Source organism: Paraburkholderia sp. BR10141, assembly GCF_056155635.1.
The window spans coordinates 271509-288321 of record NZ_JBMIQH010000005.1 but is presented as its reverse complement, the minus strand read 5'-3'; the positions used below and the strand labels follow the sequence as shown (position 1 = coordinate 288321).

Here is a 16813-nt window from a genome sequence, read left to right as displayed (position 1 = left end):
TAAAGACAGCGACTGGTCAAGCTGGTTTCGTGCTTACGTGATCCTTGTTGTAGGGGCGGTCGTGCGCAAGCATGGCCCAGATGATTCGTGCCATCTTGTTGGCGAGCGCGACTGTGACGATCTTCGGTGGTCGCCGCTTTTGGAGCTGATCGAGCCATTCTCCAGGCTGTTTTGCATGAGACAGAACGCTGCGGGCACCATGAATCACCAAGGTTCGCAAATAGGTGTCGCCGCGCTTGCTTATTCCAAGCAGCTGAACTTTTCCTCCAGTGCCTGTTTGCCCGGGCACCAGCCCGAGCCACGCGGCAAACTCACGGCCCGACTTGAACGCCCCCGGATCACCCATCGTCGCGACAGCAGCGGTCGCGCTCAATGGACCAACGCCGGGTATTTCAGCAATCGCCCGGGCTGCCTTGTCATCCTTCATCCAGGTCTTCAGCCGTCGTTCGATTTCATCGACCTTCTCATCAAGCTTGGTGAGGCCATTCCATTGTTCGCGAAGCGTGTCAATCAGCATGGCTGGCAAACGCTCCGACAGTTTGGCAAGAACGCTCGGTATTGCCTTGTCCAGCGCAGTCCGGCCCTTGCCCATGACTTCACCATATTCGGTCAGCAATCCTCGAAGGCTGTTGACTTGCATCGTACGGAACTTCACCAGTTGCTGGCGCATGCGATGCATAGCGAGGACCGCTTGCTGGCCCTCGGTTTTAACGGCAACGGACTTACTCGGGATCTGCGTTGCCATCCAGATCGCTCGTGCATCTGCAGGATCGTTCTTGTTACCGATATTAAAGGCTTTGACGAACTTTGCAGGCATCGGTTTGACTTGGTGCCCCATCTTGGTCAGCGCGCGGGCCCAGTGCTGCGCGCCGCCGCACGCCTCCATCCCGATTAGACACGGTGTGCGGTTCGCGAAATGCTCGAGAAACGCTGACCACTTGATCGACCTGTTGACGATCTCCCCAGTGTCGTTATCGACCCAGTGCATCTGCATCACGTTCTTCGCGATGTCTACGCCGACTGTCGTATAGTTCACTTTGGATCCTCCGGTTGCCTGTGAAGACCTCATGATCTTCCAATCTGGGCACTCTGATGCCGTCGGCCCGTGAGGATCCGCCCCAGCAGGCGCCTTCACGGTAGGCGGGGCCGTTCATATCATTCCACTCCCGCGACCACCGGCTTCTGGCGGCGTACCGTCCAGTTCCTTCAACTTCGCGCGTTCGGCCAGCGAACCCTATCGGGAGTGGATCGAACAGCAGGTGCGTCTGAAGCGCAACGCCCAGGCGATCTACCTCGTCGACCAGCATGGCTTCACGGCCAGCTACGAGAGCGTCAAACGCTTCGTGCGAGCCCTGCGCCACGTTGATCCGGAACAGTTCGACCGTCTCGAATGCGCCGCTGGCGAAGAGGCGCAGGTGGACTACGGCGAAGGCGCACCGACCCGAGATCCGAAGACGGGCCGCTACCGCCGGCCACGCCTGTTCGTCATGACGTTGAGGTATTCGCGACGCAGCTTCAGGCGCGTGGTCTGGAAGTCCAGCAAACAGGTCTGGGCGCAACTCCACGAAGAGGCCTTCCGGTACTTCGGTGGCAGCGTCAGTTACGTCGTCCTCGACAACCTCCGCGAGGGCGTCATCACGCCCGACCTGTACGAGCCCGAGATCAACCGGCTCTATGCCTCGATGCTCGAGCACTACGGCGTCGTCGCCGACCCGGCCCGCGTGCGTGATCCGAATCGAAAGGGCACCGTTGAGAATGCAATCCAGCACACGCAGAACACTGCGCTCGCCGGCCGGCGTTTCGAATCGCTCGAAGCCCAGAACGAATTCCTGATGCACTGGGAAGAGAACTGGGCCGCCAAACGCATCCATGGTCGCGCCCGGCGACAGGTCGAAGCGATGTTCCAGGAGGAAAGACCGCACCTGCGGCCGCTGCCTGCGACGGGCTTCCGTTACTTCACTGAGGTCGTGCGCACCGTCTGGGACGATACCACCGTGAGTGTCGATCGCAGCAACTATGCGGCGCGGCCTGCGCCCATCGGGAGTCTCGTGTGCGTGCGCATCTACGACACCACGATCGAGATCCGTGATCGCCGCTCGCAGGAGCTGCTGCGCACCCATCCACGCCACACTGAGCCCGGTTCGCTCGAGCTTCCCGAGAACGAGCGGCCATTCAATCCATCGCGCCAGACGAGCATCGCGTTAGCCAGCGCCAGCGACATCGGTCCACAAACGAAGGCGCTGTGCCAGCATCTGTTTGACGCCGAAGGTCGCGTCGGCCACCGCGGCATGTGGGGCATCGTCGCGCTGGCGAAGAAGTATCCCGCCTGGCTGGTCGAGCAGGCCTGCGATCACGCCCTGCGTCATCACCTCTATCGATACCGGCAGGTACGCGCCGTCGTCGAGCGGCTGTTCGAACAGGCGCTTGAGCGCCTCGATCGGACGCCACAACTGGCCTTGCCGCTCACGCAAGAGCATCCCCTGATCCGCCCGGGTAACGAATACGGCGAGTTCTTCAACGTCGGCGCGCAGCACAGCGCCAGCTCTCAACCTCCCGCAACAGGAGAAACTGTATGACCACCACGCTACCCGATATCGAGCGGGCGCTCAGAATGCTGCGCCTGTCCGGCGTACGCGACACACTGGAGACCCGCGTGCTGCAGGCACAGGGCACCCAGCAGCCGTTCCTGGAGACCTTTGCCATGATTCTGCAAGACGAGCTCGACCGGCGTCAGTCGCGGCTCATCGAGCGGCGTTACCAGCAGTCGGGCCTTGAAGAAAAACTCACGCTGGCCGAGTTCGACTGGTCGTTCAATCCAAAAATCCCGCGGCAGGCCTGCTTCCAACTCAACGCGCTGAAGTTCATCGCCGCGGGCGAGAACGGGCTGATCATCGGCAAACCTGGCACTGGCAAGTCGCACGTTGCCAAGGCAGTCGCATACCAGGCCGTCCTCCAGGGCCACAAGGTCCAATATCTTGAAACCGACGACTTCTTTAACCGCTACGCGCTCAGTGTGCCCGAGCAGCGACAGACGCGACTGCGCGCGATACTCGAGGCGGATCTGCTCGTGCTGGACGATCTGTTCCTGGCGCGCTCGATTCCTGACGAGGCCGGCGCGCTATTGCAGACGCTGGTCCATCAGCGCTACAAACTGCGAAGGAGCATCATCGTCACATCCAATCGCGTAGTACAGGATTGGGGCGCGTATCTGGGCGACAACACGATGAGCACGACGATTCTTGATCGGCTCATGCATCACTGCCACCAGCTGGAGTTCAACGGTCGCAGCTACCGGCTCAAGGAAGCCGCCGAGGCGCTTGCGCAGAAAACGAAAGAGGAATAAAACTCGACCTCATCCTGCTTCACCCGGTGGGGGATTTTACGCGACCACAACCGGAGGAGTTTCAACTGACCGTCCGGGTCTAGACATCCGGAAGTTACCAGTTCTCAGGATGTCCTTCTGAAAACGCGGCATTTTATGCGAACGTCCCGGTGAAAATGACTAGCGACGTGACGGTCAACGTCGCCACAGAAAAAGTACGCACGGTCACGATTCACCTGAATGATGTGACTCTTCAGGGACAATATGTCCGGCCGTGTGATGTTTTCAACGCGCGAGTCATGCACACGAATTACTTACGGGTTCAGGAATCCCGGCGGGCAATGTAAACTGAAAACGGGCGCCGTGGGGCAGGGCGTTGTCAACCCACAAACGGCCGCCATGCAACTCAACGATTGAACGGCTGATGCGCAGCCCCATTCCGGTACCATGGGATTTGGTCGTAAAGAACGGATCGAAAATCTGTTCAGCGAGACGCGGCGGAACGCCTAAGCCTGTATCACTGACGGAGACGAGAATCTGCTCGTTTTCCGCCAGCCGCGATTTGATGACCATCCGGCGTATTCCGTCAAGGTCCTTCATTGCTTCGATACCATTGACGATCAGATTCATCGTGACCTGCTGCAGTTGAACGCGATCCCCGACAATATGGGGCAGGTCGGATTCCAGTTCCATCTGCACCGATACGTTGTATCGCACTGCCTCGCCGTGCAAGAGGGCGACCGTCTCCTCGACAATCTCGCTGACATCGACGACTTCGCGGTTCGGGGCACCCTTTTCGAATTGCGCGCGGATCCTGCTGATGATTTTGGCGGCGCGTTGTCCATCGCTTACAATGTGAGTCGCGGCCGCGCGCGCTTCATCGAGATCCGGCTCATCGCGAGAGAGCCATCGCACGCACGCGTTGGCATAGGCGATCGCCGCCGCAATTGGTTGATTGATTTCGTGAGCCAGCGAAGCCGCCAGTTCGCCCATGGTCGTTGCGCGATTACTGCGAGCCAGATCGGTCAAGGCTTGGCGCAACGCTTCTTCGGCGCGCTTGCGCTCGGTAATGTCGCGAACGGCTCCAACAAAGTTGAGCTCGCCGGTATTCACCTTCCGGCCCGTGGTATGAACATGCTTGATTCTGCCGTCCGGCATCGTCAGGCGATGCTCACTGTCGAAGTCCTTCATTTCCCTGACCGCAGCATCGAGAAGTTGCCGCGTGCGCTCCCGGTCGTCAGGATGTATCCGTTGCAAAGCCAGGTCCACTGAGGCGGGGACACTGCGATCGTATTCAAGAATGCGGTAGTTTTCTTCGGACCAATAGAACTCTCCAGTTGCCCTGCTCCAGCCGAAGCTGCCAGTGTGACTGATCCTTTGCCCGTGAGCCAAGAAAGCTTCGCTGCGTTGCAAATCGGTATAGAGGGCAGCATTCTCCAGAGAAATAGCCGCTTGTGATGCCACAAGCCGCAGGATAGCAACCCGATCGGATGTGAAAACATGTGGCGCCAGATTGTTCTCCAGATACAATGCGCCAACGAGTCTCTTCTGTCTGACGATAGGCAGGCACAGTGCGGATCGGGTGCTGCGCTGACGAATATAGTCATCGTTGGAGAAAGCGCTGTCTGCCATGGCGTCGTTCAGCAGCAAGCTCTCTCCGGTCCGCACAACGAACTGAAAAACGGACGCCGGCAGGTCCGTGCCAGCGATGCTCCCATGGCGTAGCACGACTACAAGACCGTCCGCGTGCGTCGTTGCTTCCGCTTCGATTCGATACGCACCTGCGTGCGGCAGAATCAATAGCCCGCGCTCGGCGCCTGCGTATTGAATGGCCGTGCGCATGAGCGTATCGATCAGTTTTTGCTGCTCCATCTCCGCCGATACGGCCTCAGATACCCGGATAACTGTCGCGAGGTCGAGCTGATCAACTGGCGCGAGGATTGTGCCGATGCCCGATGGCGTCTGCTCTGGCTTGATCTGGGGATAGGATTCCTCAAGCTGCCGCACCTTGGCCTCTGCGCCCCAGCGAAGATAACCATCGCGTGCTATACGGAAATAAGCGTTCGCAATGCGCTCGAAGCCACGCGCAAGGTAAAAGCGCGCCGCAAGCTCGTGGGCAAGGGCCTCGTTGTGGACGAGGCCAGCGGCACGCGCTGAATCAATCGCGCGTTCGTAGAGACGTTCGGCATCGAGTTCCCGGTTGTCGATCCGGGCCATCTCGGCGCGCACGAGTGCAGCCCGGTTCGTGAAATTTTCCGGGCAATTGCGCGCCCAGGTGTCAAGCTTCTCGAGCTGTTCTGTCAGTTTTGAGCGATGGTATTGACGTTCGTTGGGCGGCGCAGATTGATAGACCGCCGCATGGCAAAGCGCTCCGTAAAAGCGGAACTCAGCCGTCTCAAGGACGAATACGTAGTTCGACAGCAACGGTTCGGCAGTGGTGGCGGCCTGCAAGGCGTCCAGGAATTCTCCCGCGAGGTAGCGTGCCTGCAGCTTGCGGATGTAGTACCAGTACTTCGGATACCCCAGCGCCGGGTTGTCGGCCAACTCTCGCTCAAAATCGCGTTCGCGAAATGCCCCATTGTCGAATGAGCCCAGGCGCGTGGTCAGTCCGCGCAAGCTGCGAATGAGACCGAGTTGCCCTAGAATCCAGCGCTCCGCGGTTCCGAGCCCAGCCTTGCGTGCGAAGGTGAGCCCTTCTTCTGCTTGCCGTTGGACGTCGGCCAACGGGTCGCCGGCCAGGAGGTAGTTAGTATTGAGCTGGCCGCAGGCGTATCCGGCGTAGCTGATCTCACCAGATTGACTGGCGAGGTCGAAGGCACGAAGCAGGAATTCGCGCCCTTTTCGGACGTGTTGCGTCCAGGCGGCGATAAATCCGAACGCCTCGAATGTCCTGCCTTGAAAGCGCTGTAACCCCGGTCGCTCGACGAGTTCGCAGCCGAGGCGTCCGAAGCGGTAGCCGGCATCGAACTGACCGAAGATCGGCCCTGCCAGGAAGCCCACCTGCGCGTAGGCGATGCACGATGCTTCGCTGTGACCTCGCTCGAGTCCCAGACCAACCGCCGTGCATACCACCACGGCAAGTAAATGAATGGACTCAAAATAGTGGGCCGGTACGGCGACTTTGATCAGAAGCTCGAGAGCCGCTAGCGCATCCGGATTGCTAGCAAGCGGTAAATCGACAAGGTCTTCGATCGCGCGTGCACCCAACCGGGTCCAGATGCCATCGTAGGCATGTCGCGCTTCAGCCCGTGTCGGATGAGCTGGAATATCAATGCCAAGTGAGTGTAGCGTGCGCAGACCCACCGCGACGGCTTCGCCGTTACGATCGATTGCCTGATAAAGGTCGATTTGAAGGCAGGCCACCGCCGCGCGCTCGCCCGTAGTAACGGCACGATGGGAAAGATTGCGCAAACGCACTTCGGCTTCCCCGATCTTTGCCGACGCGAACTCGCAATGGGCTCTCGCTAGCTCCAGCGCAAACCGAAGTTCGTGACGCTGCTGCCAGCTCTCCTCGGACAGCAGCGCCGCACCCATCGTGAGATATTTCAACGCAGACAGGTAAGCGGACGAGGCTCGGGCGCGCTTGCCTGCAAGCAGGTTGAATTCGGCCAGTTGCTCGCGTTCTTGTCGTGCCGTCACCAGCGATGCCGCACGGTTGAGTTGATTGACAATCTCGAAGATCATCTCGTCCAGCTTGCCGGGAGGCGTATGGGCGACGAGCAGCCGGCCGATCCGAAGATGGAGAGCGGCGCGCTGCCCGGTCGGAATCAGGGCATACGCCGCTTCGTGAACGCGGTCGTGCACGAAGCGGTAGGAGTTCTCGAGATAATCGACCAGTTCCAGGCGACGTGCGTCAAGTAGGCTGGCGTGTACTTCCTCTTCGGCGCTATCGTAGATGATGGATAACATCGCGGTGGACGCGATATTGCCCAGACACGCCAGTTGTTGCAGCGCTTTCTGAGTGCTACCAGGGAGTCGGACCAGCTTGCCGACCATCAGGTCAACCACATTGTCCGTGTAACCCTTCGCGTGGATGCGCTCGAGATCCCACGACCAGCGCGCGTTCACACGATCGAACGCAATCAGACCTTCATCCGTCAAAACCGAGAGGAACTGGTTGACAAAAAACGGATTGCCATCCGTTTTCCGGGAAATTAGCTGTGCCAGATCCCGCACCGCATCTCGTTCGCAATGGAATGTGTCCGCGACTATCTGCGAAATGTGCTGTGCGTTGAGCGGACCCAGCACGATCTCCTCGACAGCCCGTACGCCGGCCGCCTTGATCGCGCCGAGTTTGCGCATGAGCGGATGCGAAGCATCGACCTCGTTGTCGCGATAGGCTCCAATGAGAAGCAGATGGGGAACGCCCTCGCGCGTGAGCAGATCCTCGAATAGGTCCATGGTCGCTGCGTCGAGCCACTGCAGGTCGTCAAAAAACAGCGCGAGCGGATGTTCTGGCCGTGCGAAGACACCGATGAAGCGCCGCAATAACGATTGGAAGCGCCGCTGCGCGTCGGCCGCAGGCAGTTCAGGGACGGCCTCCTGCGCTCCGACGATAAGCTCCAGCTCCGGTACGAGATCGACGATGAGGGCACCCAGCGATCCTAACGCGTGCTGCAGAGACGCCCGCCATCGGGCGAATTCGGCTTCGTTCTTGCCGAGGATAGGGCGGAGCAGCCGTTGAAAGGCTTGCGCCAAGGTTGCATAGGGAATGTCGCGTTTGTATTGATCGAACTTACCCGATGCAAACAAGCCGCGCGGCGGAACCAGCACCTTGTGAAGCTCATTCACCACCGACGATTTACCAATTCCCGTATAGCCGGACACGAGGATCAACGCCGTCGTCGGGTTTTGGACGATGTTGTCGAAAGCGCGCTGCAACGCCTCAATTTCGCGCGTGCGCCCATACAGTCTCTCGGGGATTGAGAGCCGGTCGAGCGGTTCTTGCCGCCCAAGCGGGAAGGGGTCGATGCGCTCCTCGCGCGCCCATTGGAGTGCACATAGCCGCAGGTCTTGCTCAAGCCCCACCGCAGTCTGATAGCGTTCCTCCGCCGTCTTCGCCAGAAGCTTCATGACGATATCGGACACGGGCGCTGGTATTTCGGTACGACGCTGGTCGGGCGCCAGCGGCCTGCGTGCGATGTGGCAATGAACCCATTCCATGGGATCGGTTGCCGAAAATGGCAGCATTCCGGTCAACATCTGGTAGAACGTCACGCCGAGCGCGTAGAGGTCGCTGCGCGCATCGATCGAGCGATTCATGCGGCCGGTTTGCTCGGGAGACATATAGGCCAGGGTTCCCGCGATGAATTCGGGGGAATCGGGCGCTTGACGTTCGCGACGCAGTCGGCACGCAATGCCGAAGCCGGTGAGCCAAACGCGACCAGCGTCATCGACCAATGCGTTGGCAGGCTTGACGTCTTTGTGAATGAGGCCCTGCCGATGTATCTGGCCAAGCGCCGACGCCAGGCCGATAGCGGTACGCAGGAAACGGGCAAGATCGAGCGGGTGGTCTTTCTGGCGCTCAATGACGCAATCCAGCGGTTCTCCGCCCGGGTCCTTGAGGATGAGGACTGCTCGCCCCTGGTAGCGGCCCAGCGCAAGCGGCTGGGCTGCCCATGCCGCGTCGAGTTCGGTAGCCAGCGCGCATTCGTGTTCGAGTCGCCGCAGGGCTTGGGGTGACGGTGGTTCGGCGACGGCTGCCAGCACCAGGATCGGCATCGGATTGCCGAGTTCTCTGCCCCGGTAAAGCGTGAAGTCCGTCTCTTCGCGAAGCGGTTTCAGCACGTACCTGGTATCCTCTGCCATAGAGATCTCACGTCTTGTTACGAGAAATGCACGGTTCTTCTACGCGGAGAAAGGGGGCGCAAGCAAGTAATAACTTTGGGCGTTGGAGCTGAAGCCGAACGCGCCGCACGATTCTGGTAGTGCAACCTGCGCCCCGGTTCACGTAGGATGTGTGGAGCGCGACAGTTTCAAGCTAAGTGATGTCGTGGCGGCTTGCGGCACAGTGGATGACCGCGAACGGCATGCCTTCCACGTAAATGATCATAGACGACACGGGAGCTTGTGGCCGTCCATTGGGGGGCAGGACGATTTTTTACCACCACAACGGCACGAATCTATGTTCTGTCGTCGACGAGTTCATGCGAGAGCCGAAAGCGTGTCGGCTTTGGACGAGCAGTGGCACGCCCTTCAGCGGTTCTGCAAGAGACCATTTCAATCGATTTCCGCACTGGTCAACCGCTCACTCAGATGCCCAAGCCTCGCGGCCGGACTAGGGGCCGCCCCCTGGCCGGGCACCATGCAACTCTGTTGAATCGTCGGACGGTAGTGGCGGGGCGAATTCGCAACCGGCGCATTAGTCGCGGACCGGTCCTTCAAGCGTCGCGCTGGTCACGCGCCACGATGGTTGCGGCAATGACGTGTCAAATGCAGATCAACTGCCTACCGGACATGCCCAACAAGAAGAACTCTCGATCCACGCGTCCGCCAGTCGCCGGAACGCACGCAAAGTCGCTCTTTCTCCCGATGCCCCGCCACGAAGCCTCGGATCTCGCACTGCGTGCACGTATCGCGCTTGAGCGTCTGCGCAATGGCGAGGCGGACCGCTCCCTCATCAATCTCGTCTCGCAGGTGGCTATCATCACGAGCTTCATTGCCCGGGCAGGACATGGACAGATCGATATCGCGGAGGTCGAGTGTGTTGAGCGTGGCCTCGGAGAGGTGCTTAGCGAGGCCGATCACACCGGAGTGTGGCAAGTGCCCGAATCGTTGATCGCGGGACTGACCGGCGTGATCAACGAATACGACCGCCAGCTCTGTGCGACCCGGATGGAGATCGTTGTTCGAGCGAGCGATCACCTTGGAAAACTTGTGTCGGCAGGACATCAAGCTCGATCTCCGTAGCCTCGGTGCGGAACACCAGCCGCACGCCGGAAGGTTGCGATTCCGCCATCGTCAACTGAGGGTCAGGGCATTGGGCGCGAGCCCAGGCGGGCAGACGGTGCGGCAATACTCCCCGTTCTGTTTGTTCGAGTTCAAGGGCGCCACGCAAAATCTGCCGATGTCCCAGATGAATCCACTCAGTTCGCGGGCGACCGCGACCACCGCGATGTTCTTCTGCTTGCCGCGCGCGACGAGCTTCCGGTAGCGCCGGCACAGGCGCACCTGCGCGTCCCAGGCGCGGTCCACGATGGGCTTGGGGATGCCTTCGTGGCGGCGCTGGATATTGGGAGTTACACGGGCCGGATGCTGGTAGCTCCAGGCCGGCTTCGACGAGGAGCTTTCTTGCATAGCTGTTGCCGTTCTTGGTGATACTGCCTTGTCGGCGCTTCTCGCCCGACGAGTGTTCGCTGGGTGTCACGCCCAGCCAGGCCATCAGCTGGCGCGCGTGAACGAAGCGTGAGAAATCGCCCAGTTCGGCGAGCATGCCTACTGCCGTGGTGAACTGCACGGTAGATGTCGATCTCGGCATTGGTGAGCGATTTCCCCCAGGTGGGTTCGTTGTCAGATACCGACCATTCAACCGCGGGTAACGTTGGAAATCCGTTGTGCTCGACAACGTAGTGACGGGCTCCGGCAAAGATCGATGGCAGCGGTTCGCGTAGCCCATCCGCCGGCGCGTGCAAGGAGCCGATAAGAACGTTCTCTTGACCGTTGGGGGCCGTCACACCTAGGACCGGCACGGCGGTCGTGGCGGCCACCAATTTAGCGGCGCAGGCGACTAGGACGGGGACTCGGCGCGGTGTACCAGGCAAGCAAACGATTTTGTCGCTATGTTATTTAACATAAATATAATGATCGCATTTTACGGGATATAAATCGTAGTCCTATATAGTTTAAATGTCGAAGCAGTGCCGACTTTGGAGTTCCCGGAAGCATGAGACCCGTAAATAGTCAAAATGAAAGCCAGCACAAATGCCGATGAGCCTGAGCCAGGCGTAGCAAGTCCTGTAAGTCACACTGGTGTCCGCTACTGGCACGGACGTCGTGGGGCCAGAAGTAACATGGTTGTGAAGTCTCACACATGAGGTGATCCTGGGGCGTCAGGAGGGACCTACGTCATTTGGCAGTTGATGGTTTGTCCGGGAAAAACGAAAAAGGAGACATGATCCGATTCCGAAACAGGTCGCCGCTGCGAGCCGTCATGCGTGAACTGCGGGGGGAGTCACCCGATGCCTGACGCGTCGCAGTATCGCGGGAAAACACGGGGCTGGATCGACACCCGCACGTACATTGGGGCAGGGAACATGATGAAAGAACTCGATCCATCGACGGTGGGCGGCCGCAAGGGCGCTCCCCTGGCGTCATCTCCCCTGGCAGCTCCAGACCCGCGATTGCGGCGTGCCGAAACCGAAGTCCGTCGGCTGACCCGATGTATGGAGATCAGGGACCGGCAGCTCGGCGAGCTGCGCAAGGCACTTGCGCATTCGGCGACCGTGCACTACCGGATTGAGGACCGCCTGCAGCGCGAACTGGATTGCCTGCGGATGATGATGCCGGCCGAAGCGTTCCGTATGCCGTCTGGCGAGTCAGGTAGCGGGCGGTCGGACCATGGCATCGCAGTGCGACTGCCCTATGTGACGTCAATACTGTCAGTGCTGTTCGATGCGATGTGCGTGTTCTGGGCAGACTGCGATCACGATCATCCTCCGAAGTCAGCGACCGTTGCGCACGCGATCGATGAGCGGCTGGGCCTGAGCACACAACCGAATGGCGAGGCCTCACGCAGTGCCCAGGCCTATGCGTCGGCGATCCGGCCGGACTGGATGAAGGAGGCCGACAACCGGCATCACAGTCGGCCGGCAGTGATGCGCTGATGTGAGGATGCAGTCATCTGGATTAAACCTTGCGTGCGCCCTGCGCCATTGTCGCAAACTGGGACGGGCGCTTCGCTCGTGACGTGTGCAGGGCGCACACGCGCTGTTTCAGGCGCATCTGGAAAACCCGGGGTCCCAGCCGCGGGGAGTGGGAACTGTCCGAAACGGATGATTGAGTTCTGCAGCGTGTCAGGATCGCACTGGAGTTTCTGAAACGTAGCAGAATCCAGATCGATTGCACACGCAACGACGTCGGCACGGCCCCGGGACGCTTCTGTGCCGATATTGTGCAGCTCGAGGCCGAAGCGGCGGTACAGGCGCGCAACGGCGTGCGAGACGACGCCGATCACGCGTGTCGCGCCACATGAGAGGGCGAGCGAGATGACGAAGGGAAACAACGACATGCCTGAGGTCGAGCCGGTGCGGTGGTCCGGCAGCCCGGATCCCGCAAAGCGCGACATCTCCCATATCGAGGATGAAGATGGCAGGATATCGCCCGGGCGTGCCAGTTCCGGGAAGACGTCACGGAGCAGGTAAGGTCCTGTGGTGGGCATCAATCGGGCGCATCCACAGACCTCGCCGTCTGGCGAGAATGCGACCAGATGCAGCGTTGGGGTTCCATCGAAATTATCCCACTCGCTCGTGGCGTCGTGGGCCACGCCAGGTATTTCCCAGTGCAGGCGCTGCACGAAGACTCGGTGGCGGAAGGTTCCGAGGCGACGACGAATATGGGGTGGCAGGTCGTCGAGTCTGCCCGCAACGATATATGGCACGGTTTCCTCCTGGCGTTGGGCTTTGGCCGTTGAGCGTTGAACGCGAAGCTATCAGCGGGTCGGCGGTTCTGAAACCCGGAACTTTGGGAGGGTGCAGTGGCCGGCGCGCGGGCAGGCAAGTGCCGGTGGCCCTCGTCGCATATGCGCGGCGAGGGGTCGTCTGTGTGGTTGTGCCGGGTGAAGGGACAGCTCAGGGCTCTACGAGCCCCTGCACGGTGGCATTGACGGCGGCGGCCGTCCTGCCGTAGCAGTTGAGGGCTTTCATCGCTTCTTCGAGGTGGTAGTTCACTGTGTAGTGAGAGATGCCAAGAATGGTGGCGATTTCAGCCGAGGTTTTTCCGCGTGCAACCCAGGTCAGGCATTCACGCTGACGTGGTGTCAGGAAGTGCGATGCCTTGATTGATGGTTTGTGCGTGAGTCGATGAAGTTCGAAGTGAAACTGTGTGCTGGCAAGGTACGCCAGCCGCGAGTTGGCCACGTCGTTCACGCAGCGCAGGGGCCCGGAGAGGTTGAACAGCAGGATGCTGCCGCCGGGCTGGTGAACGGGAATGCTGAGTCCACCGTCCAGTCCGGCCTCCCGTGCTTCGTCGAGCACACGGCGTTCGGCCTTGCTCAAACCGATGATGTCATGCCACCGGTAGGGGGCCGAATGGGTAAAGGCGGCCCGGTGCACGGGATCGGTGGATGCGTAGTCGCGGCGCTGGTAGTGACGGACCCATTCGTCGGGGTAGTGGGCGTGCACCATCTCGAGTGCGGTTCGCTGGTGACAGGCTGAACGGCTTCGGGCAACGCGGCTGATGACGTAATAGGGGAATCCAAGCGTATCGACCGCATTGCCGAACGAATCGACGAGGGTGGGTATGTCGGCGGCATATGCCAGACGCATCAACGGTGCAGGCGTGGCAGCCTGAACGCGATCAGGCATTGCGACGGGATGACGCGCGAGCCCGTTCGAACGGCGTCGGGAGAGACGTTTCATGTTTGCTACCTCGGCGCCGCCCCAGGGAGTCCGGAATACCTGGCGCGACATGAGAATGAAACCACCGCGCAAGAACAGCGCGGTTCATCCGACGCGCGTTTCCGGGAGGGAGGGGCCAGTCAGAGGTCCGCATACGATAGCCGGGATGCGGTATCCGGCGCGGCCAACTGTGCGGCATCCGAAGAGGTTGCCGTTAACCGTTTCGTACATAGTACAGTTGGCCAGTTAAAAATTCCACGGGCAATGACGTCGATTGTGATCGGCGCTTCGTTCCAGGGGACCCTTCCACGTTGCGTTGCGGCGGCGGCTACGTGCAAGGCCCGCTGTCGCCCTCGCAGTCAGGCTCACCGTCACCTCAGGGGCACAGCAGTGCCGCTGCGGAAAACCCCCCCACGCCCCGTGCAAAGAGCAGGAGTGGCCTGCCGGGAACCAGCCCATCGCACTGCGCGAGATTGATGAACGCATCGCTGACGGTGACATGGCCGATCCGGCTGAAATTCTGCGCGAACAAGCGGTTCCGCGGGATCCGAAGCGAATCGAGCAGGCAATACCACGCAGGCAGATCCAGATGGTGGGGCAGGACAAGCTGGATATCGTCCAGTGACCGGTGCGCCTGCTGGAGCGTGTGGCGGATCAGGTTGCGTGCCGCAAGGAAGGACTGCGCGGCCAGACGGGGATCGTTGTTTGCCAGCACGCCTGGCCATCCCAGGCCGCTGGCGTGTGTCGCGACCGCAAGCAGTCGGTTCGCCACACCGCCGCGCTCGATGAATGCAGCAAAGGCACCATCACCGAGGATCCCCGGCCGGCCGAGCCGCTCGCAGACTGCCGTCGTGAGCGATGAGATTGCCGGGTGCCCCACAACCGTGTCGATTTCATCGCGGTGAAGGCCGTGTTGCGCGAGGAGGCAATCGATCATCGACAGCAGGGTGGACGTGCGCGCATCGGCGGCGCCTGCCGCAGGGCGCCTGATGTGAGCGGGAACGTGCCGGGTTGCAGCGTCGAGTAGCTGCAGGCCCGCGGTTTCGTGGCGGGTTCTCTCCACGAGGAGTGCAGCAGCGGCATCGCCGTGCACGATGGACGACCTGATCAATGGGGACTTCGTGCTTGGCGAATATCACTATTCGCTGGCCGTGCTCGGCGACCGCCCGGACGAGGTGACGCAGCACGTGGCGAAGGCGCGCACGCAGCTCGCTGACGTGGGCTTTCAGACCGCGCTCGTTGATCTGGTGGCGGACGCTGCGTGGTTCGCGCAGCAGCCGGGCAACTGGCGCTACCGGCCTCGCGAGGCGAAGCTCACGTCGCGCAACTTCTGTGGACTCGCGAGCCTGCACAACTTCGCGACGGGCAAGCGCGACGGCAACCCGTGGGGCGAGGCGATCACGATCGTCAAGACGCCAAGCGGTCAGCCACTGTATCTGAACTTCCACGCGACCCCGGACAAGAAGGATTCCGGCGACGAGAAGGCGCTGGCCAACACCCAGATCATCGGGCAGGCAGGCGCCGGCAAGACGGTGCTCGAACTGTTCCTGCTCGCCATGGCGATGAAGTATGGCGTCACGGGTATCGTCTACGACAAGGACCGTGGCACCGAAATCGGCGTGCGCGCGATGGGTGGCCACTACACGGTCTTTCGCCGGGGCGTCCCGACGGGACTCAATCCATTCCAGCTCGACCCCGACGAGGCCGTGCTGGACTTCTGGGAGCGGCTCGTTCGCCGGCTTGTCGATGGCGGTGCGCCGCTTTCGGCCAGGGACGAACTCGACGTTTCACGCGCCGTAAGGGAGGTCGCCCGTATGGCGCGGCCGCTGCGGCGCCTGTCGATGGTACGGCAGCTGATGCCGGCCGTGGGCGAGAACAGCCTGCACGCACGGCTCACCAGATGGTGTGCGGGTGGACGGCTTGGCTGGGTACTGGACAACCCGTCGGACCAGCTGGATTTCAGCCACAACCAGCTGTTCGGTTTCGACGATACCGAACTGCTGGACGATCCCGAGGTGTCGACGCCGGTGACGATGTATCTGTTGCACCTGACCGAAAGCCTGATCGACGGGCGGCGTTTCATCTATGTAATGACCGAGTTCTGGAAGCGTCTGCGCGACCCTGTATTCACCGACTTCGCAAACAACAGGCAGAAAACGATTCGCAAGCGGATCGTGGCATTGCAACCTCGCTGGATTCATCCATGACCAAGGCGTTTGCCTCGCGCGTGGCCGCGCGGGTGACGCGCGCGGCGATGGATCTCGCCGGCATCGAGGGTATCGCTGCCTGTCCGTCACTAGAGCAGGGTTACCGGGACGCCAGGGCATTCGACATCATGGAAGGTACCGGCGATCTGCAGCGGCTCATGATCGCGCGGGCAGCGCAACGATCAACGGCTCGCCCCTGGGACATCGCAAACGCGACTTGCGAGTGCCACACCGCGCCCGACTCATCACCGGGCTTCTCGCCTGACAAAGCCACCGCCCACCGATCCGGGCAGGAGACACCTCATGACGACGTCTGACACGCAAGGTCCCGCACGCGAGGCACTCGCCGCCACTATCCGGTCATGCCTGCTGTCGGCTATCGGCAGCACCATGCCTGCCGGGTTGATCGCGGACGACACGAACCTCTTCGACGTTGGTGTCGACTCCATGAACATGACAGACCTGCTTCTGCAGCTCGAGCAGCGCTTCGCCTTCACGCTCGCGCCGGAGGATCTCTCTGCCGACCTGTTCCTGCGTTTTGGCAACCTCGTGTCCTTCGTGGAATCCCATGTCCGCCGTAACTGACACCGTCCGCGGGCAGGCATGCATCGCGGCCACGGCACGGTATGTCCCACAGACGCGCGTTCGGCCCGATCTCGCGTTGCAGCCGCCGGCCACACATTCATCCGCACGGGAGACCGTCATGCAATCGGTGTATGCCGATACGCTGC

Annotated in this window: 11 protein-coding genes and 2 pseudogenes; 7 read left to right on the top strand and 6 right to left on the bottom strand. The window is 61.0% G+C overall.

Annotated features, from left to right (window positions below; translation table 11 throughout):
• Positions 1-16: 16 nt before the first annotated feature.
• Complete coding sequence (locus tag ACOJB8_RS09855) at positions 17-1036, bottom strand: IS110 family RNA-guided transposase (protein WP_475012304.1); 1020 nt, start codon at positions 1034-1036, stop codon at positions 17-19.
• A gap of 130 nt (positions 1037-1166) precedes the next feature.
• Here ACOJB8_RS09855 and istA point away from each other — a divergent pair.
• Positions 1167-2576 (top strand): annotated as a pseudogene (istA, locus tag ACOJB8_RS09850) (IS21 family transposase); the annotation flags it as partial.
• Positions 2573-3343 carry an IS21-like element helper ATPase IstB gene (istB, locus tag ACOJB8_RS09845; protein ID WP_475012303.1) on the top strand — a complete coding sequence of 257 codons (771 nt, stop codon included), beginning with the start codon at positions 2573-2575 and terminating at the stop codon, positions 3341-3343. The pseudogene istA and the gene istB, both read left to right, overlap by 4 nt.
• Before the next feature lie 276 nt (positions 3344-3619).
• Here istB and ACOJB8_RS09840 read toward each other — a convergent pair whose 3' ends face one another.
• On the bottom strand, positions 3620-9109 hold the full coding sequence (locus ACOJB8_RS09840; protein ID WP_475012301.1) for a trifunctional serine/threonine-protein kinase/ATP-binding protein/sensor histidine kinase: 5490 nt from the start codon (positions 9107-9109) through the stop codon (positions 3620-3622).
• Between the two features lie 645 nt (positions 9110-9754).
• Between ACOJB8_RS09840 and ACOJB8_RS09835 the strand changes: the two genes are divergently transcribed.
• Positions 9755-10231 carry a hypothetical protein gene (locus ACOJB8_RS09835; protein ID WP_475012300.1) on the top strand — a complete coding sequence of 159 codons (477 nt, stop codon included), beginning with the start codon at positions 9755-9757 and terminating at the stop codon, positions 10229-10231.
• Between the two features lie 51 nt (positions 10232-10282).
• On the opposite strand, the pseudogene ACOJB8_RS09830 reads toward ACOJB8_RS09835, so the two are convergent.
• A pseudogene (locus ACOJB8_RS09830) lies at positions 10283-10778 on the bottom strand (transposase); the annotation flags it as partial.
• A 799-nt stretch (positions 10779-11577) separates the two neighbouring features.
• Here ACOJB8_RS09830 and ACOJB8_RS09825 point away from each other — a divergent pair.
• Positions 11578-12144 (top strand): hypothetical protein, encoded by a 567-nt coding sequence (locus tag ACOJB8_RS09825; RefSeq protein ID WP_475012403.1) that lies wholly within the window; start codon positions 11578-11580, stop codon positions 12142-12144.
• On the opposite strand, the gene ACOJB8_RS09820 is transcribed toward ACOJB8_RS09825, so the two are convergent.
• The 3 genes from ACOJB8_RS09820 to ACOJB8_RS09810 all read right to left on the bottom strand — a co-directional run bounded on the left by ACOJB8_RS09820 (position 12117) and on the right by ACOJB8_RS09810 (position 14986).
• Positions 12117-12917, bottom strand: coding sequence for an acyl-homoserine-lactone synthase (locus ACOJB8_RS09820; protein WP_475012299.1), 801 nt, complete (start codon positions 12915-12917; stop codon positions 12117-12119). The genes ACOJB8_RS09825 and ACOJB8_RS09820 overlap by 28 nt on opposite strands.
• Before the next feature lie 190 nt (positions 12918-13107).
• Positions 13108-13896 (bottom strand): autoinducer binding domain-containing protein, encoded by a 789-nt coding sequence (locus tag ACOJB8_RS09815; RefSeq protein WP_475012297.1) that lies wholly within the window; start codon positions 13894-13896, stop codon positions 13108-13110.
• A gap of 355 nt (positions 13897-14251) precedes the next feature.
• On the bottom strand, positions 14252-14986 hold the full coding sequence (locus ACOJB8_RS09810) for a 3-oxoacyl-[acyl-carrier-protein] synthase III C-terminal domain-containing protein (RefSeq protein WP_475012295.1): 735 nt from the start codon (positions 14984-14986) through the stop codon (positions 14252-14254).
• Here ACOJB8_RS09810 and ACOJB8_RS09805 point away from each other — a divergent pair.
• Genes ACOJB8_RS09805 through ACOJB8_RS09795 form a run of 3 tightly spaced genes read left to right on the top strand, consistent with a single transcriptional unit; the run spans position 14970 to position 16667 of the window.
• A complete protein-coding gene (locus ACOJB8_RS09805) occupies positions 14970-16082 on the top strand; it encodes a VirB4 family type IV secretion/conjugal transfer ATPase (RefSeq protein WP_475012293.1) in 1113 nt (370 codons plus the stop codon). The genes ACOJB8_RS09810 and ACOJB8_RS09805 overlap by 17 nt on opposite strands.
• Positions 15977-16399: an acyl-CoA dehydrogenase family protein gene (locus ACOJB8_RS09800; RefSeq protein WP_475012401.1), complete on the top strand. Its 423-nt coding sequence runs from the start codon at positions 15977-15979 to the stop codon at positions 16397-16399. The genes ACOJB8_RS09805 and ACOJB8_RS09800 overlap by 106 nt, the downstream gene beginning before the upstream one ends.
• The gene (locus ACOJB8_RS09795) at positions 16386-16667 is read left to right on the top strand and encodes an acyl carrier protein (protein ID WP_475012291.1); all 282 of its coding nucleotides are present in this window, start codon (positions 16386-16388) and stop codon (positions 16665-16667) included. Before ACOJB8_RS09800 ends, ACOJB8_RS09795 begins: the two co-directional genes overlap by 14 nt.
• Positions 16668-16813: the final 146 nt, after the last annotated feature.

Coding starts and splice junctions, on each gene's coding strand:
- ACOJB8_RS09835 (WP_475012300.1), top strand. CDS start 9,755: ATGCAGATCAACTGCCTACCGGACATGCCCAACAAGAAGAACTCTCGA.
- istB (WP_475012303.1), top strand. CDS start 2,573: ATGACCACCACGCTACCCGATATCGAGCGGGCGCTCAGAATGCTGCGC.
- ACOJB8_RS09825 (WP_475012403.1), top strand. CDS start 11,578: ATGAAAGAACTCGATCCATCGACGGTGGGCGGCCGCAAGGGCGCTCCC.
- ACOJB8_RS09795 (WP_475012291.1), top strand. CDS start 16,386: ATGACGACGTCTGACACGCAAGGTCCCGCACGCGAGGCACTCGCCGCC.
- ACOJB8_RS09805 (WP_475012293.1), top strand. CDS start 14,970: ATGGACGACCTGATCAATGGGGACTTCGTGCTTGGCGAATATCACTAT.
- ACOJB8_RS09815 (WP_475012297.1), bottom strand. CDS start 13,896: ATGAAACGTCTCTCCCGACGCCGTTCGAACGGGCTCGCGCGTCATCCC.